The following is a 21,961-nucleotide window of genomic DNA, read 5'->3' as shown; positions in this document are numbered from 1 at the left end:
TCGCGAGGGAAGAAGGGACTGCGTTGGCGAGGGAGGCGCATTTTGCAGCAGGCTCAACATCGCTTGACGATTGCTACGCGCGGGCGTGGGCTGTTCGAGTTCACCCGCGAGGCGCGCGCCTTTTTGCGCGCCAGCGGCCTGGCGCTCGGGCAGCTGACGGTTTTCTGCCGCCACACCTCGGCATCGTTGCTGATCCAGGAAAACGCCGATCCTTCCGTCCTCGACGATCTGCTCGCCTTTTTCGACCGCGTGGCGCCGGAAGGGCGGGGGCTCTACAGCCATGAGAACGAAGGCCCGGACGATATGCCGGCGCATGTGCGCACGGCCTTGACGCAGGTGAGCCTCACCATTCCCTTCGCCGAGGGCGATCTGCTGCTGGGGACCTGGCAGGGGATTTATCTGTTCGAGCATCGCCATGCGCCGCATCGCCGTGAGGTCATTTTGCACGCGGTGGGAGATTAACGCAGAGTCTTGCCAGACCGCGCGGCGCCCGCTAGACCCGCGCTGCATTTGCGGAGGCTTCATGCGCGCGCCTGTTCCTGATCTGGCTTCCATCGCCGCCGGCGGCAAGCGCGGCCTTTCGCGCGCTCTGGCGCTGATCGAGACGCGGCAGGGCACGGCGGAGCTGGCGGAACTGCTCGACGCGGCTCTGGCCCGGACCCGCGCCCATGCCGCCGGACTGACCGGACCGCCCGGCGTCGGCAAATCGACTCTCACCAACGCCCTGTTGCGCGACTGGCGCGCGCGGAGCGAGACTGTCGGCGTCATCGCTGTCGATCCGTCGTCGCGGCGTACTGGCGGCGCGTTGCTCGGCGACCGTGCGCGCATGGCGACGGACCCGGACGATCAGGGCGTTTTCGTGCGCTCCATGGCGGCGCGCGACAGGCTCGGCGGGCTGTCCGACCAGACCATCGCGGCGGCGGCGCTGATGCGCGCTCTATTCGACCGCGTGCTGATCGAAAGCGTCGGCATTGGGCAATCCGAAGCGGATATCTCTTTCGCTGTCGACAGCGTCATTCTCTGCGTCCAGCCGGGTTCGGGCGACAGCCTGCAATTCATGAAGGCCGGCGTGATGGAATTGCCCGACATTGTCGTCGTGACCAAGGCCGATATGGGCGACGCCGCGAAACGCGCGAAAAGCGAAGTCGAAGGCGCGCTCACTTTGTTCGAGCGCGACGACGACTGGCGTGTGCCGGTCATTCTGGCGTCGGCGGCGAGCGGCGCGGGACTCGCGGAATTGCATCAGGCTTTGGCCGGGCATCGTGCTTGGGCCGAGCAGAGCGGCGCTCTGAAAGCCCGCCGCGACGCGCAGGAAAAGGCCTGGGTAGAGGAATCGATCCGCGCGCGTTTTGGCAGCGAGGGGCTTGCGCAGGCAAATGCGATCCGGGCTATGGCGGCAGGGCCATTCACGCGCGAACTGGAGATCGCGTGCGAATTGATGCGTCGGCTTGGGGGCCAGTGAGGCGCGGCGTTCAGACCGTTCCAGCCGCCGAAATCATCCGGTAGTGGCGGGCTAGCGCTGTCAGGCCGCGGCGCAGGATGAACAGAGCCACGGCGCCGGCCATTTTGGCGTCGCGATAGGCGCCGATTTCGCGGCCGACATCGACAATCTCGCGGTCATTGAGCACGATTGCGGCGAGAGGATCGCGGAAATCATCCGGGATCGCCTCGCGCGCGGCGCGATATTGCTGAAGCGCCTCGATCTGGCTCTCGCAGCGCCAGAGTCCGGTGGGGGAATAGGCCGCTGAGACTTCCTGCGACGGATCCAGCGAGCGCAAAGGATCAAGTCCGGCGCGCGTAAAGGTTTCGCGATATTTTTCGCCAGCCTGGGCGAGGGCGAAATTGCGCGCCTTGTCGCCGCGGTCGAGCTGGTTGCGGTCGCGCAGCCGCGCCAGCGGTCCGTCATCGAGACGCATGCGGACGAGGTCCACTGTCGCCGCCTCGAATTTGTCGCCGCGCGCGACCTCCACGACTTCGGAAAAGGTCTCGATGCGCGCAGAGTCGCCCGCTTTCAGCAGGCGCTCTACGCTGGGGCCTTCCGGCGCGCGGTAGCCGGAACGGGCGAATTTTTCCAGCGTCTTGCGCGCCGCCGCCCGTGGGGGCGTGTCGAGGCAGGCGAGTTTGGGCAGGGAGATTTTGGACTTCCGCGTCTTGTTCATCTTGCGCTCGAATTCTGGCGTTGCGGGCTGGGTCAGGCGGCGGAATGGTCGCGCACGGTCAAGGTGAGTTCGGACCCCGCGCCGCCATAAGTCGCGCTGAACTTTTCCGGCGACAGGCCGCGCCGGATGATCCTGCAGCGCGCGAGAAGTTCGACCAGAGGGCGCTCCAGCGCGCCGAATTGCCGGGTGCGCGAATTGCGGGGCGCCGCGATCTCCAGCGCGAACGTCGCGCCGATGCGTCCGGGCTTCTGCGCGTTGAGGCGGCGCGCCGCCTGATCGAGCCAGTCTTCATAGGCCTCGGAGCGCACGAGGCCCTGCGGGGTCGGGACATAAAGGACGGAAGCAGGCGGCGGCGTCGGGACGGTCAGAGTGATGGCCTGGGCGGCGGGGCGCGGCTCGGCGCTCAGGCCGAATTGGCCGGTTTTCGGCAAGGCCGCGCGCGGCTTAACGGTTTCCACACGTAGCGGGCGCGCGCCAGCGCGCGGCACGATGATGGAGGTGGAGGAGAAGGGTGAGAAGACGCGAAAAGGTGCAGGGAGAGTCATGGCCGCCTTGCAAAAGTGCCTGAGGAAATGGGCTTCGCAGCGAAGCTAATGGAACATAAAGTGAACGATCCCATCGTGTCAATGGGAAAAATCCCTCTGGACGAGGGGGTGAATATATGGGAAAAAGCCCATCATGGATGAGTCAATCCGAAACCGCGTGAAGGCCGAGATGGAGCGGCAGGGCCTCGACATGAAAGGCCTGTCGAAGCTTGCCGGTCTGGGCGAAACCTATGTGCGCGACGCGCTCAAGCGCGGACGCGGAGGTTCGCTGCCTGCGCTCAACAAGCTGGCGGCGGCGCTGGGGCGTTCGCTCGACTGGCTGCTCACCGGGGCGGAAGTGGCGGGCGGAGAATTCGCGCCGGACAAGCCGCCGCGACGCCGGTTCGACACCAGCGTCGACAGCAGGATCGTCGATGGCGCGACTGAGGCGGGATCAACCATTCTGGAGGTCGATGTGCGCGCGGGCGCCGGCGGCGGCGGCGTGCCGATCGAGGCTTTCGTTCATGACGAGCAGGGCAATGTCTATTCGGCCGAGGCGATCGCCGCCGAATGGAGCCTGCCCGCCGCGATCATGCAGGGCGTGTTGCATGCCTCGGCGAGGCATGTCCGCGTCTTCGAAGTGATCGGCGATTCGATGGAGCCTCGCTTGTACGAAGGCGATCGCGTCTTCATCGATCTGCGCTACACCATTCCGAGCCCCGAGGGCATTTTCGCGCTCTGGGACGGTTTTGGCCTGGTCATCAAGAGATTGCAGATCGTCATGGGTTCAGAGCCGACGAAGGTGCGGGTGATCTCGGCCAATACGTCCTATGCTCCTTACGAGGCGGCCTTGGATGACGTCCGTATCATCGGCCGTTTCGCCGGACGCTTCACGATAAACTGAGCCTGCCCAGCATTTGCCCATTGCGTGTTGCGGCAGACAAAATGGGAAAAATCCCAAAATATTGCAAAAAAGCCCATTAAAGCCCATTGACGGGTCGACTGACTTTTGCTAGAAATATCCATGTTGAAGATGTGCGCCCGGCGCTCCCGAGAGGGGGCGCCGGGTTTTGCTTTCGGTCGGCCTCACGCCGGCCGGGCCGATGAATTGGAAGAGCGATGGCGTCCGACCCGCGCGAAAAGCTGCAACAGAAAAATAGAGGCCGGAGAGGGCTGGAGGAGACGAAGGACGCGGGATCGCACAGGGCCGAAACGCCGCTGGAGCGCGTCAATCGCGACCTCGCGATTCTCAACATGCGCCTGCATGGCCTGACCTTTCACGAGATCGCCCGCAAATTGCCGGAAGCCGGATTTCGGCGCGTCAGCGTCAGCCGTATCTATGCGATTGTCGCCAAGAACCTGCGCTCTTGTCGTGACCAGCCGGCGCGCGAATTGCGCCAGCTCGAATTGATGCGGCTCGATCAATTGCAGGCGGCTCATTACAAGGCCGCGATGGGCGGCGACGCCACGGCGATTTCGCGTGTGCTGTCCATCATGGACCGCCGCGCAAAATTGCTTGGCCTCGACGCCGGCCCGGAGGCGGTGATTTCGCTCGACGAGTCGCGCCAGACGCTGCTGAAGAAGCTCGACGCCTTGGCGCGCGGCCAAGCGGCGCCAGCCGCCTCTTGTATTGAGACGGCGCTGGCCGCAGAAGGCGGTAAAGCGGTTGCGAAGAAATAAGCGCCGCCATGCGCAAGCCCCCGACCGATGCGAGCGCGCTGGCGCGGATGAGCCCGCGCGAGCGCGCCGGCTTTTTCGCCAAGCTCGACGCGGATGAACTGGAATCGCTGAAAACCCTGTGGCCGTTCTGGGCGCGGGCCGAGCAACTGATACCGCCCGGCGATTGGGTTTATTGGCTGCCTCTGGCCGGGCGCGGCTGGGGCAAGACACGGACCGGGGCCGAAACCATTCGCCATTGGGCGCATGATTTTCCCCTGGTCAATTTGATCGGCGCGACCGCCGATGATGTGCGCGACGTAATGGTTGAAGGCGAATCCGGCGTGCTGGCGGTGTGCCCGCGCGACGAACGCCCTCGCTACGTCGCGCACAAACGGCGCCTGGAATGGCCGAACGGGGCGAAAAGCCTGCTGTTCTCAGCCGAGGAGCCGGAGCGGTTGCGCGGCAAGCAGCATATGAAGCTCTGGGCCGACGAACTCGCCGCCTGGCGCTATCCCGAGGCCTGGGATCAGGCCGTGTTCGGTCTGCGTCTGGGCGAGAGGCCGCAGGCGATCATCACCACCACGCCGCGTCCGACCAGACTGATGCGCGATCTGCTGGCGGATCCGCTGACCTTTTCGACGCAGCATTCGACCTATGAAAATATCGGGAATCTCGCCGAAAATTTTCTGGAACGCGTGGTGCGTAAATATGAGGGCACGCGGCTCGGGCGGCAGGAATTGCACGCCCATCTGCTGCTCGACGTTCCCGGCGCCTTGTGGACGCGCGAGACAATCGAGGCCGCCCATGTCGGCAAGGAAGAGATTCCGAAGCTCGGGCGCATCGTCGTCGCGCTCGATCCGCCGGTCACCTCCGGGGAGAGCGCCGACGAATGCGGCATGATCGTCGCCGGCCTTGCACCGGACCGTCGGGTTTTCATCCTCGCCGATCTGTCGCGGCAGGGCGAGACGCCGCTCGGCTGGGTTTTGCGCGCCGTGACCGCCTTGAAGGAATTTGGCGCGGATTGCCTCGTCGCAGAGGTCAATAATGGTGGCGAGATGATCGAGACGATGATCCGCCAGGTAGACGCCAATGTCGCCTTTCGCGCGGTGCGCGCCTCGCGCGGGAAGTTCACGCGGGCCGAGCCGGTTGCCGCGCTCTATGAGCAGGGCAGGGTGCGCCATTGCGGGCTTTTCGCGCGGCTCGAAGACCAGATGTGCCTGATGACGCCGGATTTCGACCGTGGCCGGGCAGGCTATTCGCCGGATCGCGTGGACGCTCTGGTCTGGGCGGTTTCCTCGCTGGTTTTCGATCAAGGCGAGGGCGGCGGCGTGTTTGATTTTTACCGGACGATGGCTGCGAAGGAGCAGGGCAAGGAATGATCGCGCCGCGAGGAGATGAGCGCCCGGCGGCGCAACGTGATTTGCCGCCCGCGCCGGCATTTTGCGGCGGGGCGCGATTGACCGATCGCGGCGTCGTGCTGGGCGAGGGCGTTGTCGTCGCTCCGATGACGAGGCGCGGGGACGGGACCGCCGCCCTCACTGTCGAGGGAAGGGAAGCGGAAATTTTCGCTTTGCTCTCGCTGGCTCAGGGCGGCGCTGTTCATCCCAATGTCCTGCATGGCGTGCACGGCGTCGCAAAGAGTGTCGCGCGAGGCGAATTTGTCGGCGCGGCAATCCGGCTGGCGCAAATTGGCCTGCCGCCGCTGCGCGGTCCGCGCGACGCGGAAATGCTCAAGGCGGGGGCGACATTTCTCGACAAGGGCTTTTCGCCCTGGACGATTCTGAAAGCGGCGGAAATCGAGGGCGCGAATGTCCGGCTGTGCAAGGCCGAGTGGGATGAAACCCAGCATCCGCGCGATCCGGCGACGGGCCGCTTCATCGAGACGGGCGGGGCGGCGGTGGTCCCGGCCAGCGTTGCGGAACATTTGATCGCGGGCGGCGCCATGCAGGTCGCTGCTGGCGTCTATGCCGCGGCTGGCGGCGCGTTGCTTTCGCTGACCGCCGCTGGCTGGGTGCTCTCCCACGGACCCAAGGGCGATATTCAAGATGGCCCAGGCTATTGGCTGCCGGGCGTCGCGTCGGACAATGCGTCTGACGAGGACGGCAAGGGCGAGACGCCAGGCATTGGCCATAATGGCGGGCCGGGGTTGGAGGAGGCTGGCGACCAAAGGCCGCGAGACCCGAATCAGCGCGATCCGAATCAGAAGCCGGAGCCGCCTGTACTCGCGCCGCTGAGTTCGTCCGGTTCGTCCGGAGATGGTTCGGCAGGGCAGACCGGAGATAGCACGCAGGCTTCGTATGGCCGAAGCATGAGCGACATCTTGATGCCGAATGGTGAGCCTGTTGGGTACGTGTACTCTCGTGCAGATTCCCGCACGAGGACAGTATCATCCGAGCAATTCGACCAATTGCAATCCCAGTTGATGGATGGAGCCGTTCCGGTTGCGACGCCAACGGGCTATGATGGCGTTTGGTATCAAAGGGCTGACGGCGCCATGTTTGGTGTTCGAATGAGCAAAAAGCATGGACCGACTGTAGACGTCATAAAGAGCGATAATTCCAGATTGAGATTTGGTTTCAAGGTGCACAAGAAATGAGTTTGAATCTTTATGCGAGAGATCGTATTTGGGGCGGGACGGTTCTTGAATATATCCATGCCATTCCTGCCGAATTGCCGTTCGACGCAGTCGGATTGTGGCAGATTGCGCCTGTTGGTCGAAATGATTTCGAACTGACGGGCGATGACCTCGCGGAATTTGTTCGTCGATGCGTGGCTGAACTGCTGGCGCATGGCGCCAAGCCTGTCGTCGGCGGCGGCGGTACGGATTTCGATTGGATCTATCAGCCGCAATATGGCGAGACGAATTCCGCAATCCTTGATGCGGTCATGAAAGAATGGCTGGCTGCTGGATCGCCGGACTGCGATCCGGGCGGGCTATGGTTTGCTTTGCCCTCGCCCTATGTTGGCAACAGGGATTAGCATGCGCGCGACCCGGCGACGGGCCGCTTCATAGAGACGGGCGGGGCGGCGGTGGTCCCGGCCAGCGTTGCGGAACATTTGATCGCGGGCGGCGCCATGCAGGTCGCTGCTGGCGTCTATGCCGTGGCTGGCGGCGCGTTGCTTTCGCTGACCGCCGCTGGCTGGGTGCTCTCCCACGGGCCCAAGGGCGAGATTCAAGATGGCCCAGGCTATTGGTTGCCGGGCGTTGCGTCGGACAATGCGTCTGACGAGAGCAAGGGCGAGACGCCAGGCATTGGCCATAATGGCGGGCCGGGGTTGGAGCAGGCTGGCGACCAACAGCCGCGAGACCCGAACGAGCGCGATCCGGATCAGAAGCCGGAGCTACCTGTACTCGCGCCGCTGAGTTCGTCCGGTTCGTCCGGAGATGGTTCGGCAGGGCAGACCGGAGATAGCACGCAGGCTTCTTATGGCCGAAGCATGAGCGACATTCTGATGCCGAATGGTGAGCCTGTTGGGTACGTGTACTCTCGCGCCAGGCCTCCAACCAGAACAGTGACTCCTGAACAATTTGAACAATTGAGGTCCGAATTGATGGAGGGCGCTGTTCCGGCTATCGAGCAATCGGGATATGGCGGCGTTTGGTATCAACGAGCTGACGGCTCCGTGTTTGGAGTTCGAATGAGTAAAAGCTTTGGGCCGACGATTGATGTTATCAAGAGTAATGATCCAGATTTGGAACCCGGATTCAAGGTGCATCAGCGATGAGTTTAAATCTCCATGCAAAAGGTCGTCGGTACGATCTGACAGTCTTGGAATGGATTGAGGCGGTTCCTCGCGAATTGCCTGTTGACGCGGTAGGCATGTGGCAAATCGTTCCGGATGGTCGATGTGAGTTTGGGTTGAGCGGGGATGACCTCACCGAGTTCGTTCGGCGATGCGTGTCTGAGTTGCTGACGCATGGCGCCAAGCCAGTCGTCGGTGGCGGCGGCACGGAATTCGATTGGATCTATCAGCCGCACTATGGCGAGACGAATTCGGAAATTCTCGATGCTGTCGTGAAAGAATGGCTGGCTGCCGGATCGCCGGACTGTGATCCGGGCGGGCTATGGTTTGCTTTGCCGTCGCCCTACGTCGGCAACAGGGAATAGCATCCGCACTATCCGGCGACGGGCCGTTTCATTGAGACGGGCGGGGAGGCGACTCTGCACTGCCCCCCGGGATTTAAGGTTCATCAAAAATGAATATTTATGCTCGTCACAAACTATATGGCCACACACTAGCCGAGCATATTCAAACCATTTCTGATGAGTTACCGGTTGACGCGGTCGGGCTTTGGCAAATAGTCCCGGCAGGAAGATATGGGTTCGGGCTGGAAGGAGCGGAACTTTCCGATTTCATACGTCTTTGCGTTCTTGCTCTCTTGGCGCATGGCGCCAAGCCTGTCTTGGGCGGCGGCGGAACAAAATACGCCTGGATATATCAACCGCAGTATGGCGAGACGAACGAGGAAATTGCGGATGCCGTCGCCAAAGAATGGTTGGCTGCTGGATCGCCGGACTGCTATCCAGGCGGGCTATGGTTTGCTTTGTCCTCGCCCTATGTTGGCAACAGGGAATAGCGACCGGTCCGGGAAATAGCTCCCACGTGGTGCAGTTATCGGACTGGAAGGATCCAGACTGGAAGAAGCCATGGGAAGAATAGCATACATTGCGGTCGACGATCTGCTAGCCTCCGAAGGTTTGCGCCCCATTGCGAGATCCGTCGGGGTCCCATTGTTTGACATCACGTCGAGCGAGATATTGTTGAAACTTTGCGAGCGTATCGGTGTCGGTATTCTCGGTATAGAAAATTTTACTCTCGTTGGTGGAGGAAGACGTCCAGAAATGGACTATATTGCAGATTTTTCCAAACTCTTATCGAGCCACGCTTTCGCATTCGAATCGATCAAATGCGCTCGCCAATTCCTGCAATTGGCCACCGAAAAGCATCTCGTCTTCGAGTATGTCCTCGCTAAAATTGATAGGTCCGGAGATGCGAGGGAGTGAGCGCAGGAGAAATAAAAATGAATGGTCATTGTTGTTCCTGTCCTTGCTGCGGTGAACTCACCATCAAAGAGTGCGGAAATTGGGAAATATGCGCAAATTGCGGATGGGAGGACGACCCGGTTCAATCAGCAAATGAACATTATGTGGGCGGGGCGAATAAGATAAGCCTGATCCAGGCAAGGGAAAGATTTAAAGAATTAGGACAAAAATTCCGCCCGCGGAAAGCCGAGCCATAAACGCTATCATGTCCCCGCTCCAGTCGTGAAGGGTCGGGAGCGGCTTCTGGCGTCAAAGAATTGACAGTACAGTTGGCATTCGAATGAAAAAACATCAGCGATGAGCCTAAACCTGCAAGCAAGAGGTCGTCACTACGATCTGACAGTCTTGGAATGGATCGAGTCGGTTCCTCGTGAATTGCCTGTTGACGCCGTTGGTATGTGGCAGATTGTTCCTGCCGGCCAATACGAATTTGAGCTGGAGGGCGATGACCTCACTGAGTTCGTTCGCAGATGCGTGGCTGAACTGCTGGCGCATGGCGCCAAGCCTGTCGTCGGCGGCGGCGGTACGGAATTCGATTGGATCTATCAGCCGCACTATGGCGAGACGAATACGGAAATCCTTGATGCAGTCATGAAAGAATGGCTGGCTGCCGGATCGCCGGACTGTGATCCGGGCGGACTATGGTTTGCTTTGCCCTCACCCTATGTCGGCAGCAGGGAATAGCGACCGGATCCGAAAAAGCCCTCGTGAGCAGCGGCTTTTGTTTCGCAATCCGGCGAAAATATTCACCGCGTAAATTCTAATTCTCAGGAGTCTGACATGACCGAACGCGGCGCGGGTCTGCCACGCTGGACCCTTTCGCCTGTCGAGGTGACCGCCAGCTTCGGCGGCTTCGAGCGCGCGGCCGATTGGTTCGGGCCGTCGGATCCGCTGGCGCCGGGCGCGCCGGCGGAGGTCGCGGGGCGGCAATGGGATTTTCCCTCGGGCTATAATCTCAATGTCCAAGCGCGCAATTACGAGGCCTTTTCCTTCTCCGATCTGCGCATGCTCGCCGACGCCTATGATCTATTGCGACTGGTGATCGAAACGCGCAAGGATCAGATCGAACGGATGAACTGGGGCATTCGCGCCAGGGCGGGCGCAAGCGCCGAACCGGGGCAGATCGCGCGCGTTGAGAAGTTTTTCCAGAGTCCGGATGGCGTCCATGACTGGTGCGCCTGGATGCGGATGATTCTGGAAGATCTGTTCGTCATCGACGCGCCGGCGCTGTGGTGCGAGCGCGACCGCGCGGGCGGGCTTTTGGCCTTGCATCCGCTCGACGGCGCCACCATCAAGCCCGTGCTCGACGCCTGGGGCCGGACCCCGCGGGCTTTCGTCCAGAACGGCAAGCTGGTCTATCCGGTCGCGTTCCAGCAGGTTCTGAAAGGCGTGCCCGCCGTCAATTACAGCGAGCGCGACATTGTCTACCGGCCGCGCAATGTGCGCGCGCATCGGGCCTATGGTTTCTCGCCTGTCGAGCAGGTGATGGCGACGGTCAATATCGGCCTGAAGCGGCAATTGCACCAGCTGAGCTATTACAGCGAGGGCAATGTGCCCGAGAGCCTGATCGGCGTGCCGGACGCCTGGACGCCGGACCAGATCAAGAATTTCCAGGACTATTGGGACCTCTATTTCACCGGCGATCTGGCGCGGCGCAGAAGAGCGAAATTCGTGCCCGGCGGGGTAGCGAAAACCTTCATCCAGACCAAGGAGCCGGAGCTCAAAAACGCTTTCGACGAATGGATCGCGCGGGTGGTGTGCTTCGCCTTTTCGATCTCGCCGCAGCCCTTCGTCAGCCAGATGAATCGCGCCACCAGCGAGACGCAGAAGGAGACGGCCGAGGAGGAGGGGCTGTTCCCCATCCTCGCCTGGATCAAGCGGCTGTGCGATCATGTCATCCAGAACATGCTGGGCGTGGACAGTCTGGAATTCGTCTGGCGCCACGAGACGGCGATCGATCCGACCGTGCAGCGGGAGAATCTCGTTGCTTACGTCAGCGCCGGCATGATGACCCGGCGCCGCGCGGCGGAGATCATGGGCGAGAGGCTGCCCGCCGATCCGATGGTCGATGTGTTGACGGTTTCGACGGGGCAGGGGGTTGTCAGGCTGGGCGGCAATGCGGATCAGAATGGCGTGATGAAAAGGGACGGAGATTTTTCACTGCGCCGTTTCGACAACCTGTCGTTAGGAAAATTTGAACCTGACCAGCCGCGCGATGATCAGGGGCGATGGACGGCCACAGGCTCTGTCACAGCCGAACAGGTGAGCTACCAACAAGAAAAACTGGAGCCGCCGGTCGCTTCCAGGATGTCCACGCCCCAAAGGACCGTTGAAAATTGCGCAGCAGAATGGCAACGGGCATACGATAGATGCGAAGGTCTGCTGCGCCTTCCAAAATTCCATCCAGATCGAGTTCTTCTGGGCGGATACACGAACAAGGAAGGCTGCGCTAAAGGGTTTGTCAGCGAAAGATGCGGCGGAAACCAGATCTCCGGAAGTTAGCAGGGAAGGTGTTGCGATGATCGATATGGCAAAAATCAATAAATTGATCGATCTCATCCGTCGCAAAGATTGGACAACGGCCCACGCGTTGTTGGACGAGGAAGAATTCGCTGATCCCGGCGAGCAGACGGTGGCTCATTGGCGCTCGGTGGTCTTGCGCGACGAAGGCCGCTATGAAGAAGCTTTCCAATTTCTGGCTGCTAATTTGCATCGTTTTGAATGCAAAAGCGGAGTCTTCCATAAACGTGCAGAGCTTTTAAAAAAAATGGGAAAAGACACCGCTGCGCTGGCGGAAATGGAAAAGGCGCCGTTGGACGCGGAAATCGAAGACCATTGGCCGCTTGTCGTGGATGCCAAATTTTTCCGGCTTTACCTCATGGCGGAGGCGGGCCTGCCAATTTCAACGGGTCAATTGGCGGAGATTCCCGATGACTATATTTCTCTCATGCCAATGGGCGAACGCGTTTCCAAAGAACGGCTGATCGAACTTGCCAAGCATCGCTAGATTTCGCCACCGGAAACAATGCCGCTTCAAAGCCTCGCGCTTTCGATTTTGTCGTTAGTAGATCGCTTCGCCGGGGCCAATATGACCTTCCGATTTTTTCATCACAGTCATTCAGGGCGACAATCGTTAGGATCGATATGACGAGCGATCAAGACCATAAATTTCGGATGATGTTGTTGAAGCTCGGCGCATTCGAAAACGGCCAGTTGGCTCTTGATTCTTTGATTCAAGAGCTTGAAGGATTGTTCAATGCTGTCGATCTTGACGACCAGGATTGGCGAGAAGACTTCTGGGATGCGTGGGGCGATCTGGAAATCAGTTACGCCCTTGCGTTGAATCGGGGTTGGAAATCGCTCGACGAAGTTCGGGAGCAAATCGTTGCCAAGGCGGTCACCGATTTGAAATCGCTTGTCGGCGCAAAGTTGCCGTAAGGGTAATGAAATTTTGCGTTCCATTGCCGCCCGATCCGCTCCGCAGGTCATCCAATTAAAAGCGCGAACTCAGAACTGGATAAAGTTGGGGCGACGTCATGGCATTCGGCATCAGACGGAGATCAGAATGGAATTCGAACATGCCAAAGTGATATCGCAGCTTGCGCTCCGGGCATCTGGCGATCTGAATTTGGTTCTCATTGAATTGCTCAAGGGCGCCGACTCCGAAGAGACTGCCAGATATAAACAAATAATCGGCTCGATTTTGAGTGAAATATATTTCAATATCCTGCGCCCAGTCTATCAACTCTATCCAGATACTGCGCCAGATGATTTGAAAACACGCGGATAAGCCGCCCCGACGAATCGCCTGTGGCCTTGAAGTTCAACCCGTCAACGGGAGCGAAGTGCGTCACACGAGAATATCGTGTAAGGCAGAAACGAGTTTGTCCGTCTGCTCCGCTGTTCCGATCGTGATGCGCAGATAATCCTCGATGCGCGGCGCGTTGAAATGACGCACCAGCACGGCGCGGTCGCGTAGGGCGCGGGCGAGGTCGGCGCCCTTCGCGGTTTTGTGTCGGGCGAAGATGAAATTTGCGCTCGATGGCAGAATGTCGAAGCCGAGTTCGCGCAGCTGCGCGGTCATGTTTTCGCGCTCGGCGACGATGGTTTTGACACTTGAACGGAAATAGGAATCGTCCTCCACCGAGGCGATGGCGCCGGCCTGCGCGATCTGGCCGAGCGGGTAGGAATTGAAGCAGTTCTTCACCCGCGTCAGCGCGTCGATCAGCGAAGGCTGGCCGAGCGCATAGCCGACGCGCAGACCGGCGAGCGCGCGCGATTTCGAGAAGGTGCGCACCACCAGAAGATTGGGATGCGCCGCAATCAGCGGGATCGCGCTCTCGCCGCCGAAATCGACATAGGCCTCGTCCACGACGACTGGTATGTCGGCGTGCTGATCCAGCATTCGCGTGACCTCGTCGAGCGACAGAGCGACGCCCGTCGGCGCGTTGGGATTGGCGAAGACGATCGCGCCGGCGGCGTTGCGGCGGTAGTCATCCACGCGCAGGCGCATGGAGTCGTCCAGCGCGACGGTTTGGAAGGCGATGTCGTTGAGCTGGGCCCAGACGGGATAGAAACTATAGGTCACGTCTGGAAAAAGCAGCGGCTTCTCGTGCTTGAGCAACGCGACGAAAACATGGGCCAGCACTTCGTCGGAACCATTGCCGACGAAAATATTTTCAGCGTGAAGACCGTGATAGCGCGCGAGGGTTTCGCGTAAAGCGAGCGATTCCGGATCGGGATAAAGGCGCAGGGCGTCGGTCGCAGCGTCGCGCATGGCCTGGATGGCGTGCTGCGATGGCGGCAGCGGACATTCATTGGTGTTGAGCTTGACCAGGCCCTCGATACGCGGCTGCTCGCCGGGCGTGTAGGGGCTCAGGCTCTGCGCCTTTGCGCTCCAGAATTCCATGGTTTCGCGCCTTTTCTCCGCGCCATTCGATGGCGCGCATCCCTTTAGCAAAATTTTCGACCCCATGGCCAGCCCCGCAGCGAGCGCGGCCGGCTCAACCCAGCGAGGAGCGCCAAGCGTGCCGGACCCGTTGCAAATGTTCATACCCCTGCGCAAGGCGGACGCCGCCAGTCGCCTGATCTATGGCTACGCCACAGCCGAATTGCCGGACAAGTCCGGCGAGATCTGCGATTACGCCAGCACCAAGCCTTTTTACGAGCGATGGTCGGCGGATTGCGCCAAGGCCTCCGGAGGCAAGAGCCTCGGCAATTTGCGCGCCATGCATGGCAAGATCGCGGCGGGGAAGATTTCCTCGATCGCCTTCAACGATGACGCCAAGCGCATCGAGATCGCAGCCAAGATCATCGACGACGACGAATGGCGCAAGATCGAGGAGGGCGTCTATACCGGCTTCAGCCAGGGGGGCGCCTATGTGAAACGCTGGCCCGATCCGGACCAGCCGGAATTCACGCGCTATACCGCCAGTCCGACGGAAATTTCTCTGGTCGATCTGCCCTGTCTGCCGGAGGCTGGCTTCGAACTGGTCAAGGCGGATGGCGTGAGCGAGAGGCGCGCTTTCATTGAGCCTGTCGCCAAGGCGGAGGCCGCGTCCGATGCGGCGGCCTCCGCCCTGCGCGACTGGCTTGCCGGCAATGTGACGAGCGATTGCGAGGCGGCCGAGACGATTGCCGATTTTTTTGACGCGCTGGAGCACGACCTCAACGCCGACCCGATCCACGACACGCCCCTCTCGTCCCTGCTGGCGCGGCTCAAGGCGCAATGCGTAGCGGCGCTTCAGCCCCGCGCGGCCCAGAAATCTGGTTCACTTGAAGCCCGGCTGGAAAAGCTCGCCGCGCAGGGCGAAGCGGCCCGTAAAGTCGCGGCGGATCTCGCGCCGCGTCTGGCGGAGCTTGCCGAGCGCGTAAGCGCGCTGGAGGCCGCGCCAGCGGCGCCCGTCCTGATGCCGGGCTTTGCGCCGGTCTCCAAATCGGGGGAGGCGAGCCTCGAAGACCTTGCCGCCGAACTGGCGCGGCTCTCGCCCGAGCAGGCCTCCCTCGTGCTGATCAAGGCGGCCCAGACCCAGCCGAAACGCTTCGGCTAAGCCGCATCCTTTTGACGACTCCCAACAGAGAAAGCATGTCCATGACCGCACAACAGACCGCGCTTGAGCTCACTCAGGCGATCCGAAAGGCGCAGGCCGCGCCCGTATTCGATCCGCGTTTCGCCAGCCTGGAAAAATCCACCTTCTCCCAGGCGTCCTCGCCGACTTCGGGACTGACCTATTACGATCTCGAAGCCGGCGCGAAGCTGCTGTTCCCGGTGCTGACGCCGCTGCGCAACTCGATCCCGCGCGTCTCCGGCAGGGGCGGCGTCCAGGCCGCCTGGCGCGCCGTCACGGCGATCAATTCGACCGGCCTGCGCATCGGCGTTTCGGGCGGCAACCGCGGCGCCGTCGCGGCTGTCACGACGAAGGATTATGTCGCAACCTATAAGGGGATCGGCATCGAGACCAATGCCGATTTCGAGGCCCAGTTCGCGGGCCAGAATTTCGACGACGTCCGCGCGCTTGCCGCGCAGATCGGCCTTGAGGCGCTGATGATCGGCGAAGAAGCGATGCTGCTCGGCGGCAATACGTCGATGTCTCTGGGCGTGACCGCGACTCCGACCCTCGCCGCCTCCGCTTCCGGCGGCGCGCTGGCGACCGGGACCTGGTCCGTGATCTGCGTCGCCTTGACCCTTGACGGCCTGATGAATTCCTCGGTCGCCACGGGCGTCCAGGCGTCGATCAGCCGCGCCAATGCGGATTCCTCGTCGGACGTCTTCGGCGGCGGCGCCGCGCAGAAATCCGCCAACGCCACGGTTTCCGTCACCGGCCCCAGCGGCAGCGTCACCGCGACGGTCGCGGCCAAGACCGGCGCTTTCGGCTACGCCTGGTATTGGGGCGCCGCCGGTTCGGAGGTTCTGGGCGCCATCACCACGGTCAACAGCGTGGCGATCACGGCCGCCGCGACCGGAACGCAGACCGCCGCCTCCTTGCCGGCCGCCGACTGGTCCGCCAATTCGCTCGCCTTCGACGGCCTGCTCACTCAGGCGCTGCTGCCCGGCTCGGGCGCGATGGTGAATGTGCAGCCGACCGGTGTTGCGGGCGCGGGCACGCCGCTGACGAGCGATGGCGCCGGCGGCATCGTCGAGATTGAAGCCGTGCTCAAGGCCAATTGGGATCTCTACCGTCTCTCGCCTGACGAAGTTTGGGTTTCGTCGCAGGAAGCGAACAATATCTCGAAGAAAATCCTGGCGGGCGGGGCCACCGGCGCGCAGAGATTCATCTTCGACACGAAGCAGGACGCCATCGGCGGCGGCGTGATGGTCACGACATATAAGAACAAATATTCGCTCGCGGGCGCCAAGTCCCTCGACATCAAGATCCACCCGAACATGCCGGCCGGGACCATGCTGTTCCTGACGCGGAAGCTGCCCTATCCGCTGGCGAATGTCGGCAATGTCATCCAGGTCCGCACGCGGCAGGATTATTACCAGATCGAATGGCCGCTGCGCGCCCGCCGCTATGAATATGGCGTCTATGCCGATGAAGTGCTGCAGCACTTCTTCCCGCCTTCCATGTCGGTCATCACCAATATCGGCAACGGCTGACGCCTGGCGCGCCGCCTTGCATAAGGCGGCGCGATTTCTTTCCTGAAATGGAGTCTCGACATGAAATATCGGGCGCCCGAGGGCGTGGCCGCGTTGTCCTGCGCGGGCGAAACCATCGCGCCAGACGAAGCCGGCGTTTTCGAAGCTTCGGAGGAATTGGCCGACGAATTGAGGGCTCATGGTTGCGTCGAATGTGAGTCTGATCTGCCCGGCGCGTCCGTTGGAGAAAAGAGTTCACGTGGGCGTTCGCGCGCCGGGAAGGTGAGCTGACCATGGCGCAGGGCGACCTCGTTTCGCTGGCGCAGCTCAAGGCGCATCTCGGCGTGCAATCGAATGGCGACGACCTTCTGCTCGTCGGCCTGATCGGCCAGATCAGCCGAGCGATCTGCGCCTATATCAACCGACCTTTCGTCTGGCCGCGCGATGTCGTCGATCATTTCGACGGCAACGGCAGGGCGTTGATCCAGTTGCGAAACTGGCCGGTGATTTCCGTCTCCTCGGTCTCGATCGATGGCCAGAATATTCCGCAGGCGCAAACGCCTTTGGGCGTCGGATGGGCGCTGGAGCCGGGCGAAATCGAACCGCCGGGCGCGATGCAGAAAATTCTGTTGCGCGGGGCGACATTCTCACGTGGCTGGCAAAACATCACGATCGCCTATCGCGCGGGATATCAGATCTCGAACGAGGCCTTTGTCGCGCCGGCCTCGGGGCCTTTCCTCGTACAGGCCGCGCAGCCCTTCGGAGAATTCGCTTGCGACGCGGGCGTGACCTACGCGAACGGCCAGCCGCTCACGCGCGTGGCGGCCAATCCGGCGCAAGGACAATATGCGTTTGACGGTGGCGACGGCTATTTCTTCTCGACCGCCGACGCGGGCCAGACTCTTTTGCTGAATTATGGCTATGCGCCCGCCGATCTTGCCAGCTGCGCGCTGGAATGGGCGGCCGACCGTTACCGCTATCGCGAGCGCATCGCCATGACGTCGAAAAGCCTTGGCGGCCAGGAGACGACGGCGTTCCGCATCTCGGCCGTGCCCGATTATGTCGCCGTCGCCTTGCGCAACTACACCCGCGTCATCCCGAGTTGAGCCATGTTGCAGATCAGCCTCGACGGCGCGGCCGAGTTTTCCGCGCGGCTGGACGCTTTGCCAGATCAATTGCGCGCGGCTTTGACTGGGAAAGTCCAGGCTTTGGCGCAGGCGCTTTATGCGCAGGTCGTCGGCGTCAATCTGAGCGGCTCCGTCTTGAACGCGCGCAGCGGAGCGTTGCGGGATTCCATCCAGATCGATGTCCAGGGGGAGGACGCGCGGGTCGATGCGAAAATCTTCTCGGACGGCGACGTCCCCTATGCCGCGATACTCGAATTCGGCGGCAAGACGGCGGCGCATGAAATCCTGCCCGACAAGGCGAGAGCGCTGGCGTTTCTGGCGAATGGCAAGCAGGCCTTCGCGCGGAGAATCCAGCACCCGGGTTCGACATTCGCCGCGCGGTCCTATCTCGGCGGGGCGCTGGACGATGCGAGTGGCGAAATCGCCGCAGCGCTCAGGGAACTCGTCGCCGACACCGCCGAACAGCTGAAAGAGCCCCGATGAAAAACTCACGCGAAGAGATCATGGCAGCGCTTTGCGCGCGCCTGGCCCGAGCGCAATTTTCGACGCCCATCAATGGCCACGAAAGCTGGGCGATTTTGTCGCGACGCGTGAAGCTATGGAGCGATGTCGCGGCGGCGGATCAGCCAGCCTTGTTCGTCACGGAGCACGGCGAAAACATCGCCTATGCCAGTGAAAATGCGCCCGGCAAAACGATCCTGAACGTCGATCTTTTCGTCTATGTCACCGGGGCGAACGATCCCTGCGTTGTACCGGCGCGCGATCTGAATATTGCGCTCGACGCGCTTTGCGCGGCGCTGGCGCCTGATCCCGCGATCGGTCGGCAGACTCTTGGCAGCCTGGTTCATCACTGCCGTATCGAGGGACGGATCGTCAAGGACTCCGGCGACCTCGATGGACAGGGGCTTGCGCTTGTTCCGATCCGCATCCTCGCGCCATGACGCCGCGTTCACTTCCAGGGAATTCGTGATGCAAAATTCTTTTCAAATTCCTCCGGAGCAATCCGAAGCGGCCGTCCGTGAAATCGAGGCGGCAATCGACTCTTGGTTTGTCGAGACCATGCACCATTCGCCGGTCTCGCGCGCCACCGACATTTTCAACCATGTGCGCGTCGCGGTCGATGTCTTGAAAGCGAGACTCGCCGCTCTTTTGCAGGAGCAATGATCCATGTCCAATACAACTTCCGTAGCGTTCGGCTCTGGCGTTTTGATCGCGACGCCCTCGGGGGCCAATGCGACTCCCGTTCAATTCGGCGCCGTGCAGGATGTCACGCTGGACATCAGTTTTTCGTCGAAGCAATTGTTTGGGCAATATCAGTTTCCCATCGCTCTGGCTCGGGGCGAAGGAAAGATCACCGGCAAGGCGAAATTCGCCAATATCGACGGGCCTTTGTTCAACGCATGCTTCTTTGGCCAGACGCTGAATGCGGGGCAGAAACTCTGGGCCTATAATGAGGCTGGCGCTGTTCCTTCCTCCTCGCCCTATACTTACGCCACGGCCAACGCCGCCAATTTCGACGGCGATCTCGGCGTGGTCTATGCGGCGAGCGGTCTGGCGCTGACCAGGGTTTCCTCTGCTCCCGCCGTTGGCCAATATAGCGTCTCGGCTGGCGTCTATACCTTCAGCTCAGGCGACGCCGGCAAGGCTGTCCTGGTCTCCTATTCCTATACGCAGACCAGCGGCGGATCACGCGCGCTCATCGTCAACAAGGCGATGGGGACGGCGCCCACCTTCCAGATCGATTTTTATCAGACCAATCCTAATATCGCCGGCGCGCAATGGTCCTTGCGGCTTTTCAATTGCGTTTCGAACAAGCTGAGCATCGCCTCGAAGACGCAGGATTTTGTCGTTCCCGAGCTCGATTTCGAAGCTCTCGCCAATGCTGCGAATTCGATCGGCGAAATCAATACGGCGGTTTGACATGGTTCCGGATCCGAAAATCAATTGCGCGGGCTCGCCTGTCGTCGCTCTCGGCGGGCAGGAGTTCTTCGTGCCGCGCCTCGCCCTGCGGCAGGCGCGCATCGTCGTGCCGGGCCTGTTGAAACTGATGCCGCGCCTCAACGCTATCCAGGCGCGCATCTCCGGCGGCGATCCGCTGGGCGCGACGCTGCTGGATCAGGATGACGTCGAGTTGATGCTCGATGTCGTCCATTGCGGATTGACCCGCGCCTATCCTGATTTGGCGCGTGATGATGTTCTCGATCTCGAGGCGGGATTTACTGACCTCGTCGCGGCGCTTGCCGTCATCGCCGGGCAGACGGGCCTGTTTGCGCCAACGGAGGCGCAGCCGCCGGGGGAATGAAAGGCGACGCTCCGGATTTCGACCGGATCGTCGCCCATTATTGCCAAATGTCCGGCGAGGCCTGGACCGACGCGCTCGAAGCGGAACTGACTTTCGTCAAAATCTTCGCCCGCCACGCCTATTGGCGCAAAAATCCGCCGGCGCCAGTTTTGTTGTCCGCGCTCGCGATCGGCCTAGGCTGCTGGAAGCCGGAGCGTCGCGCCACTGATGCGGTCGCCGCGCTGCGGGGGCTGTTTCCGTCAGGGCGCATCTGACAGCACCAATGTCATGCGAAAAGCGAGGACGGCATGGCCGAATCCAATGTTTCAATTTCCTTCGGCGCAGATGCGTCCGGCTTTCTTGACGGCGTCGCGCGTGTTTCGGCCGCCTTGCAGACGCTGCCCGGCGATGTCGGTCAGGTGGGGCTCGGCGTTGACAAATCGTCGCGGAGTTTTGCCTCCTTCGGCGCCGGCGCGGCTAACGCCTTGTCCGGGATCGGCGACGCCGCGCGGACGGCGAGCTCCTCTCAGGAGGATGCCGCCCGGGAGAGCCTCGGGGCGATCAATCGCCAGATTTTCGCTGAGCGCGCGGCGCTTGCGGAAAAGAAATCGCTCTATGACGAGCTGACCATATTGAAGGTCATAAGCGCGGGCGAACGGCTTTCCGCTTCGCAGGCCGCTTTGAACGAGGAATATGCGGCGGAAAGGTCTCTGCTCCAAAAAGAGGGGCAGCTTGGCGACCTGAGCATCCGGCAGCGGGAGCAGGTTGAGAATCGAAAGCTCGCGCTCGATGCGCGATATGCGCTCGACAGCCAGAAGATCATGCTGCAGTCGGTCGGGCAAATGGTCGCGCCAATGGACCATGTGATCGACTCCATGGGGTCGTCCTTCTCGTCCGGCTTGACCGGCATGGCTATGGGGACGCGCACGCTGAATCAGGCGCTGTCTTCATTGGCTCAGTCGGTGGTGTCGCAATTCGTCCGCATGGGCGTCGGCATCGTGGCGGATTGGGGCAAGCGGCAACTGGCGCTTGCGGCTTTGTCGGCCGCCGGCGAAGGCCAGAAGACGGCCGCCGCTGCCGCCGGCGCCGCGTCGCGTGGCGGCATTGCGGCTGGCGAAGCGGCGGCCGGACAAGCGTCGATCCTGGGCTCCCTGCTGAAAAGCATAACAGCCTCGGCCTCCGAGACATTTGCGGGCGTGTTCGGTTTTCTCGCTCCCGTGATGGGGCCGGCGGCGGCCGGGCCTGCGGCCGCGGCGCAGGGCGCGGTGATGTCCGTTGCGGCTTTCGATATTGGCGCCTGGTCGATCCCGCAGGATCAGCTGGCGATGGTTCACCGCAACGAACTCGTCATGCCGGCGGCAGAGGCGGGCGCGTTCCGTTCGATGCTCTCCGGTGCGACCAAGGGCGGCGGCTCGGGTGGTTCGACGGCGGCCGCAGGCGCGAGCGTTCATCTGAACGTCAGCGCGCTTGATGCGGGCTCGGTCAAGAGCTGGCTTGGCGGCAATTCGCGCCAGATCATGAAGGCGATCAATCAGGCCGTCGCGGACGGCAACCATCTGGGTCTGAGACGGCTTGCGGGGGCGTAAG

At 61.6% G+C, this 21,961-nt stretch carries 29 protein-coding genes; 26 read left to right on the top strand and 3 right to left on the bottom strand.

What is annotated here, in order from left to right:
• Positions 1 to 42 precede the first annotated feature (42 nt).
• Positions 43 to 462 (top strand): secondary thiamine-phosphate synthase enzyme YjbQ, encoded by a 420-nt coding sequence (locus tag QZ409_RS09510; RefSeq protein WP_296709895.1) that lies wholly within the window; start codon positions 43 to 45, stop codon positions 460 to 462.
• Between the two features lie 61 nt (positions 463 to 523).
• A complete protein-coding gene (meaB, locus tag QZ409_RS09505; RefSeq protein WP_296709891.1) occupies positions 524 to 1,462 on the top strand; it encodes a methylmalonyl Co-A mutase-associated GTPase MeaB in 939 nt (312 codons plus the stop codon).
• A gap of 10 nt (positions 1,463 to 1,472) precedes the next feature.
• Here the strand turns inward: meaB and QZ409_RS09500 are convergent, their stop codons facing one another.
• Positions 1,473 to 2,159 (bottom strand): DUF6456 domain-containing protein, encoded by a 687-nt coding sequence (locus tag QZ409_RS09500; protein ID WP_296709887.1) that lies wholly within the window; start codon positions 2,157 to 2,159, stop codon positions 1,473 to 1,475.
• A gap of 32 nt (positions 2,160 to 2,191) precedes the next feature.
• Positions 2,192 to 2,704 (bottom strand): hypothetical protein, encoded by a 513-nt coding sequence (locus tag QZ409_RS09495; RefSeq protein ID WP_296709884.1) that lies wholly within the window; start codon positions 2,702 to 2,704, stop codon positions 2,192 to 2,194.
• 133 nt (positions 2,705 to 2,837) lie between these two features.
• On the opposite strand from QZ409_RS09495, the gene QZ409_RS09490 reads away from it, so the two are divergent.
• The 14 genes from QZ409_RS09490 (at position 2,838) to QZ409_RS09425 (ending at position 13,177) form a co-directional block, all read left to right on the top strand.
• A complete protein-coding gene (locus QZ409_RS09490; RefSeq protein WP_296709879.1) occupies positions 2,838 to 3,587 on the top strand; it encodes a LexA family transcriptional regulator in 750 nt (249 codons plus the stop codon).
• Between the two features lie 215 nt (positions 3,588 to 3,802).
• A complete protein-coding gene (locus QZ409_RS09485; protein ID WP_296709876.1) occupies positions 3,803 to 4,363 on the top strand; it encodes a hypothetical protein in 561 nt (186 codons plus the stop codon).
• 8 nt (positions 4,364 to 4,371) lie between these two features.
• Entirely contained in the window at positions 4,372 to 5,721 is a 1,350-nt protein-coding gene (locus QZ409_RS09480) for a terminase family protein (protein ID WP_296709874.1), read from the top strand.
• Between the two features lie 77 nt (positions 5,722 to 5,798).
• Entirely contained in the window at positions 5,799 to 6,938 is a 1,140-nt protein-coding gene (locus QZ409_RS09475; protein ID WP_296709872.1) for a hypothetical protein, read from the top strand.
• Complete coding sequence (locus QZ409_RS09470) at positions 6,935 to 7,321, top strand: hypothetical protein (RefSeq protein WP_296709868.1); 387 nt, start codon at positions 6,935 to 6,937, stop codon at positions 7,319 to 7,321. The genes QZ409_RS09475 and QZ409_RS09470 overlap by 4 nt, the downstream gene beginning before the upstream one ends.
• Before the next feature lie 96 nt (positions 7,322 to 7,417).
• A complete protein-coding gene (locus QZ409_RS09465) occupies positions 7,418 to 8,068 on the top strand; it encodes a hypothetical protein (protein WP_296709865.1) in 651 nt (216 codons plus the stop codon).
• Positions 8,065 to 8,451, top strand: coding sequence for a hypothetical protein (locus QZ409_RS09460; protein WP_296709862.1), 387 nt, complete (start codon positions 8,065 to 8,067; stop codon positions 8,449 to 8,451). Before QZ409_RS09465 ends, QZ409_RS09460 begins: the two co-directional genes overlap by 4 nt.
• Before the next feature lie 89 nt (positions 8,452 to 8,540).
• On the top strand, positions 8,541 to 8,921 hold the full coding sequence (locus QZ409_RS09455) for a hypothetical protein (RefSeq protein ID WP_296709860.1): 381 nt from the start codon (positions 8,541 to 8,543) through the stop codon (positions 8,919 to 8,921).
• Positions 8,922 to 8,991: 70 nt separating this feature from the next.
• On the top strand, positions 8,992 to 9,348 hold the full coding sequence (locus QZ409_RS09450; RefSeq protein WP_296709858.1) for a hypothetical protein: 357 nt from the start codon (positions 8,992 to 8,994) through the stop codon (positions 9,346 to 9,348).
• Between the two features lie 336 nt (positions 9,349 to 9,684).
• Positions 9,685 to 10,071: a hypothetical protein gene (locus QZ409_RS09445; protein WP_296709856.1), complete on the top strand. Its 387-nt coding sequence runs from the start codon at positions 9,685 to 9,687 to the stop codon at positions 10,069 to 10,071.
• Between the two features lie 96 nt (positions 10,072 to 10,167).
• Entirely contained in the window at positions 10,168 to 11,889 is a 1,722-nt protein-coding gene (locus tag QZ409_RS09440; RefSeq protein ID WP_296709854.1) for a phage portal protein, read from the top strand.
• A 16-nt stretch (positions 11,890 to 11,905) separates the two neighbouring features.
• Positions 11,906 to 12,394, top strand: coding sequence for a hypothetical protein (locus QZ409_RS09435; RefSeq protein ID WP_296709850.1), 489 nt, complete (start codon positions 11,906 to 11,908; stop codon positions 12,392 to 12,394).
• Positions 12,395 to 12,531: 137 nt separating this feature from the next.
• Entirely contained in the window at positions 12,532 to 12,825 is a 294-nt protein-coding gene (locus tag QZ409_RS09430) for a hypothetical protein (RefSeq protein WP_296709847.1), read from the top strand.
• Positions 12,826 to 12,952: 127 nt separating this feature from the next.
• Entirely contained in the window at positions 12,953 to 13,177 is a 225-nt protein-coding gene (locus QZ409_RS09425; RefSeq protein ID WP_296709844.1) for a hypothetical protein, read from the top strand.
• A 60-nt stretch (positions 13,178 to 13,237) separates the two neighbouring features.
• On the opposite strand, the gene hisC is transcribed toward QZ409_RS09425, so the two are convergent.
• Complete coding sequence (gene hisC / locus QZ409_RS09420; protein WP_296709840.1) at positions 13,238 to 14,296, bottom strand: histidinol-phosphate transaminase; 1,059 nt, start codon at positions 14,294 to 14,296, stop codon at positions 13,238 to 13,240.
• 118 nt (positions 14,297 to 14,414) lie between these two features.
• On the opposite strand from hisC, the gene QZ409_RS09415 reads away from it, so the two are divergent.
• The 10 genes from QZ409_RS09415 (at position 14,415) to QZ409_RS09370 (ending at position 21,960) form a co-directional block, all read left to right on the top strand.
• Positions 14,415 to 15,437, top strand: coding sequence for a hypothetical protein (locus QZ409_RS09415; RefSeq protein WP_296709838.1), 1,023 nt, complete (start codon positions 14,415 to 14,417; stop codon positions 15,435 to 15,437).
• 41 nt (positions 15,438 to 15,478) lie between these two features.
• Positions 15,479 to 16,987, top strand: coding sequence for a hypothetical protein (locus QZ409_RS09410; protein ID WP_296709836.1), 1,509 nt, complete (start codon positions 15,479 to 15,481; stop codon positions 16,985 to 16,987).
• A 272-nt stretch (positions 16,988 to 17,259) separates the two neighbouring features.
• Positions 17,260 to 18,072 (top strand): head-tail connector protein, encoded by an 813-nt coding sequence (locus QZ409_RS09405; protein ID WP_296709833.1) that lies wholly within the window; start codon positions 17,260 to 17,262, stop codon positions 18,070 to 18,072.
• A 3-nt stretch (positions 18,073 to 18,075) separates the two neighbouring features.
• On the top strand, positions 18,076 to 18,576 hold the full coding sequence (locus QZ409_RS09400) for an HK97 gp10 family phage protein (protein ID WP_296709830.1): 501 nt from the start codon (positions 18,076 to 18,078) through the stop codon (positions 18,574 to 18,576).
• Positions 18,573 to 19,034 (top strand): hypothetical protein, encoded by a 462-nt coding sequence (locus QZ409_RS09395; RefSeq protein WP_296709828.1) that lies wholly within the window; start codon positions 18,573 to 18,575, stop codon positions 19,032 to 19,034. The genes QZ409_RS09400 and QZ409_RS09395 overlap by 4 nt, the downstream gene beginning before the upstream one ends.
• Before the next feature lie 28 nt (positions 19,035 to 19,062).
• Positions 19,063 to 19,257 carry a hypothetical protein gene (locus tag QZ409_RS09390; protein ID WP_296709825.1) on the top strand — a complete coding sequence of 65 codons (195 nt, stop codon included), beginning with the start codon at positions 19,063 to 19,065 and terminating at the stop codon, positions 19,255 to 19,257.
• Between the two features lie 3 nt (positions 19,258 to 19,260).
• On the top strand, positions 19,261 to 20,013 hold the full coding sequence (locus QZ409_RS09385) for a hypothetical protein (RefSeq protein ID WP_296709822.1): 753 nt from the start codon (positions 19,261 to 19,263) through the stop codon (positions 20,011 to 20,013).
• Between the two features lies 1 nt (position 20,014).
• The gene (locus tag QZ409_RS09380; RefSeq protein WP_296709820.1) at positions 20,015 to 20,395 is read left to right on the top strand and encodes a hypothetical protein; all 381 of its coding nucleotides are present in this window, start codon (positions 20,015 to 20,017) and stop codon (positions 20,393 to 20,395) included.
• The gene (locus QZ409_RS09375) at positions 20,392 to 20,649 is read left to right on the top strand and encodes a hypothetical protein (protein ID WP_296709818.1); all 258 of its coding nucleotides are present in this window, start codon (positions 20,392 to 20,394) and stop codon (positions 20,647 to 20,649) included. Before QZ409_RS09380 ends, QZ409_RS09375 begins: the two co-directional genes overlap by 4 nt.
• Before the next feature lie 33 nt (positions 20,650 to 20,682).
• Positions 20,683 to 21,960 carry a hypothetical protein gene (locus QZ409_RS09370; RefSeq protein WP_296709815.1) on the top strand — a complete coding sequence of 426 codons (1,278 nt, stop codon included), beginning with the start codon at positions 20,683 to 20,685 and terminating at the stop codon, positions 21,958 to 21,960.
• Position 21,961: the final 1 nt, after the last annotated feature.

The organism is Rhodoblastus sp. (assembly GCF_019449565.1).
GTDB lineage: Bacteria > Pseudomonadota > Alphaproteobacteria > Rhizobiales > Beijerinckiaceae > Rhodoblastus.
This window is presented reverse-complemented; position numbering and strand designations above follow the sequence as displayed.

Bases quoted from the DNA above. Each gene is read 5' to 3' on its own strand.
- QZ409_RS09385 (WP_296709822.1), top strand. From the start codon at position 19,261: ATGTCCAATACAACTTCCGTAGCGTTCGGCTCTGGCGTTTTGATCGCG.
- QZ409_RS09445 (WP_296709856.1), top strand. From the start codon at position 9,685: ATGAGCCTAAACCTGCAAGCAAGAGGTCGTCACTACGATCTGACAGTC.
- QZ409_RS09460 (WP_296709862.1), top strand. From the start codon at position 8,065: ATGAGTTTAAATCTCCATGCAAAAGGTCGTCGGTACGATCTGACAGTC.
- QZ409_RS09380 (WP_296709820.1), top strand. From the start codon at position 20,015: ATGGTTCCGGATCCGAAAATCAATTGCGCGGGCTCGCCTGTCGTCGCT.
- QZ409_RS09375 (WP_296709818.1), top strand. From the start codon at position 20,392: ATGAAAGGCGACGCTCCGGATTTCGACCGGATCGTCGCCCATTATTGC.
- meaB (WP_296709891.1), top strand. From the start codon at position 524: ATGCGCGCGCCTGTTCCTGATCTGGCTTCCATCGCCGCCGGCGGCAAG.
- QZ409_RS09390 (WP_296709825.1), top strand. From the start codon at position 19,063: ATGCAAAATTCTTTTCAAATTCCTCCGGAGCAATCCGAAGCGGCCGTC.
- QZ409_RS09450 (WP_296709858.1), top strand. From the start codon at position 8,992: ATGGGAAGAATAGCATACATTGCGGTCGACGATCTGCTAGCCTCCGAA.
- QZ409_RS09440 (WP_296709854.1), top strand. From the start codon at position 10,168: ATGACCGAACGCGGCGCGGGTCTGCCACGCTGGACCCTTTCGCCTGTC.
- QZ409_RS09425 (WP_296709844.1), top strand. From the start codon at position 12,953: ATGGAATTCGAACATGCCAAAGTGATATCGCAGCTTGCGCTCCGGGCA.
- QZ409_RS09465 (WP_296709865.1), top strand. From the start codon at position 7,418: ATGCAGGTCGCTGCTGGCGTCTATGCCGTGGCTGGCGGCGCGTTGCTT.
- QZ409_RS09400 (WP_296709830.1), top strand. From the start codon at position 18,076: ATGTTGCAGATCAGCCTCGACGGCGCGGCCGAGTTTTCCGCGCGGCTG.
- hisC (WP_296709840.1), bottom strand. From the start codon at position 14,296: ATGGAATTCTGGAGCGCAAAGGCGCAGAGCCTGAGCCCCTACACGCCC.
- QZ409_RS09470 (WP_296709868.1), top strand. From the start codon at position 6,935: ATGAGTTTGAATCTTTATGCGAGAGATCGTATTTGGGGCGGGACGGTT.
- QZ409_RS09435 (WP_296709850.1), top strand. From the start codon at position 11,906: ATGATCGATATGGCAAAAATCAATAAATTGATCGATCTCATCCGTCGC.
- QZ409_RS09490 (WP_296709879.1), top strand. From the start codon at position 2,838: ATGGATGAGTCAATCCGAAACCGCGTGAAGGCCGAGATGGAGCGGCAG.
- QZ409_RS09370 (WP_296709815.1), top strand. From the start codon at position 20,683: ATGGCCGAATCCAATGTTTCAATTTCCTTCGGCGCAGATGCGTCCGGC.
- QZ409_RS09410 (WP_296709836.1), top strand. From the start codon at position 15,479: ATGACCGCACAACAGACCGCGCTTGAGCTCACTCAGGCGATCCGAAAG.
- QZ409_RS09430 (WP_296709847.1), top strand. From the start codon at position 12,532: ATGACGAGCGATCAAGACCATAAATTTCGGATGATGTTGTTGAAGCTC.
- QZ409_RS09495 (WP_296709884.1), bottom strand. From the start codon at position 2,704: ATGACTCTCCCTGCACCTTTTCGCGTCTTCTCACCCTTCTCCTCCACC.
- QZ409_RS09485 (WP_296709876.1), top strand. From the start codon at position 3,803: ATGGCGTCCGACCCGCGCGAAAAGCTGCAACAGAAAAATAGAGGCCGG.
- QZ409_RS09395 (WP_296709828.1), top strand. From the start codon at position 18,573: ATGAAAAACTCACGCGAAGAGATCATGGCAGCGCTTTGCGCGCGCCTG.
- QZ409_RS09480 (WP_296709874.1), top strand. From the start codon at position 4,372: ATGCGCAAGCCCCCGACCGATGCGAGCGCGCTGGCGCGGATGAGCCCG.
- QZ409_RS09500 (WP_296709887.1), bottom strand. From the start codon at position 2,159: ATGAACAAGACGCGGAAGTCCAAAATCTCCCTGCCCAAACTCGCCTGC.
- QZ409_RS09455 (WP_296709860.1), top strand. From the start codon at position 8,541: ATGAATATTTATGCTCGTCACAAACTATATGGCCACACACTAGCCGAG.
- QZ409_RS09405 (WP_296709833.1), top strand. From the start codon at position 17,260: ATGGCGCAGGGCGACCTCGTTTCGCTGGCGCAGCTCAAGGCGCATCTC.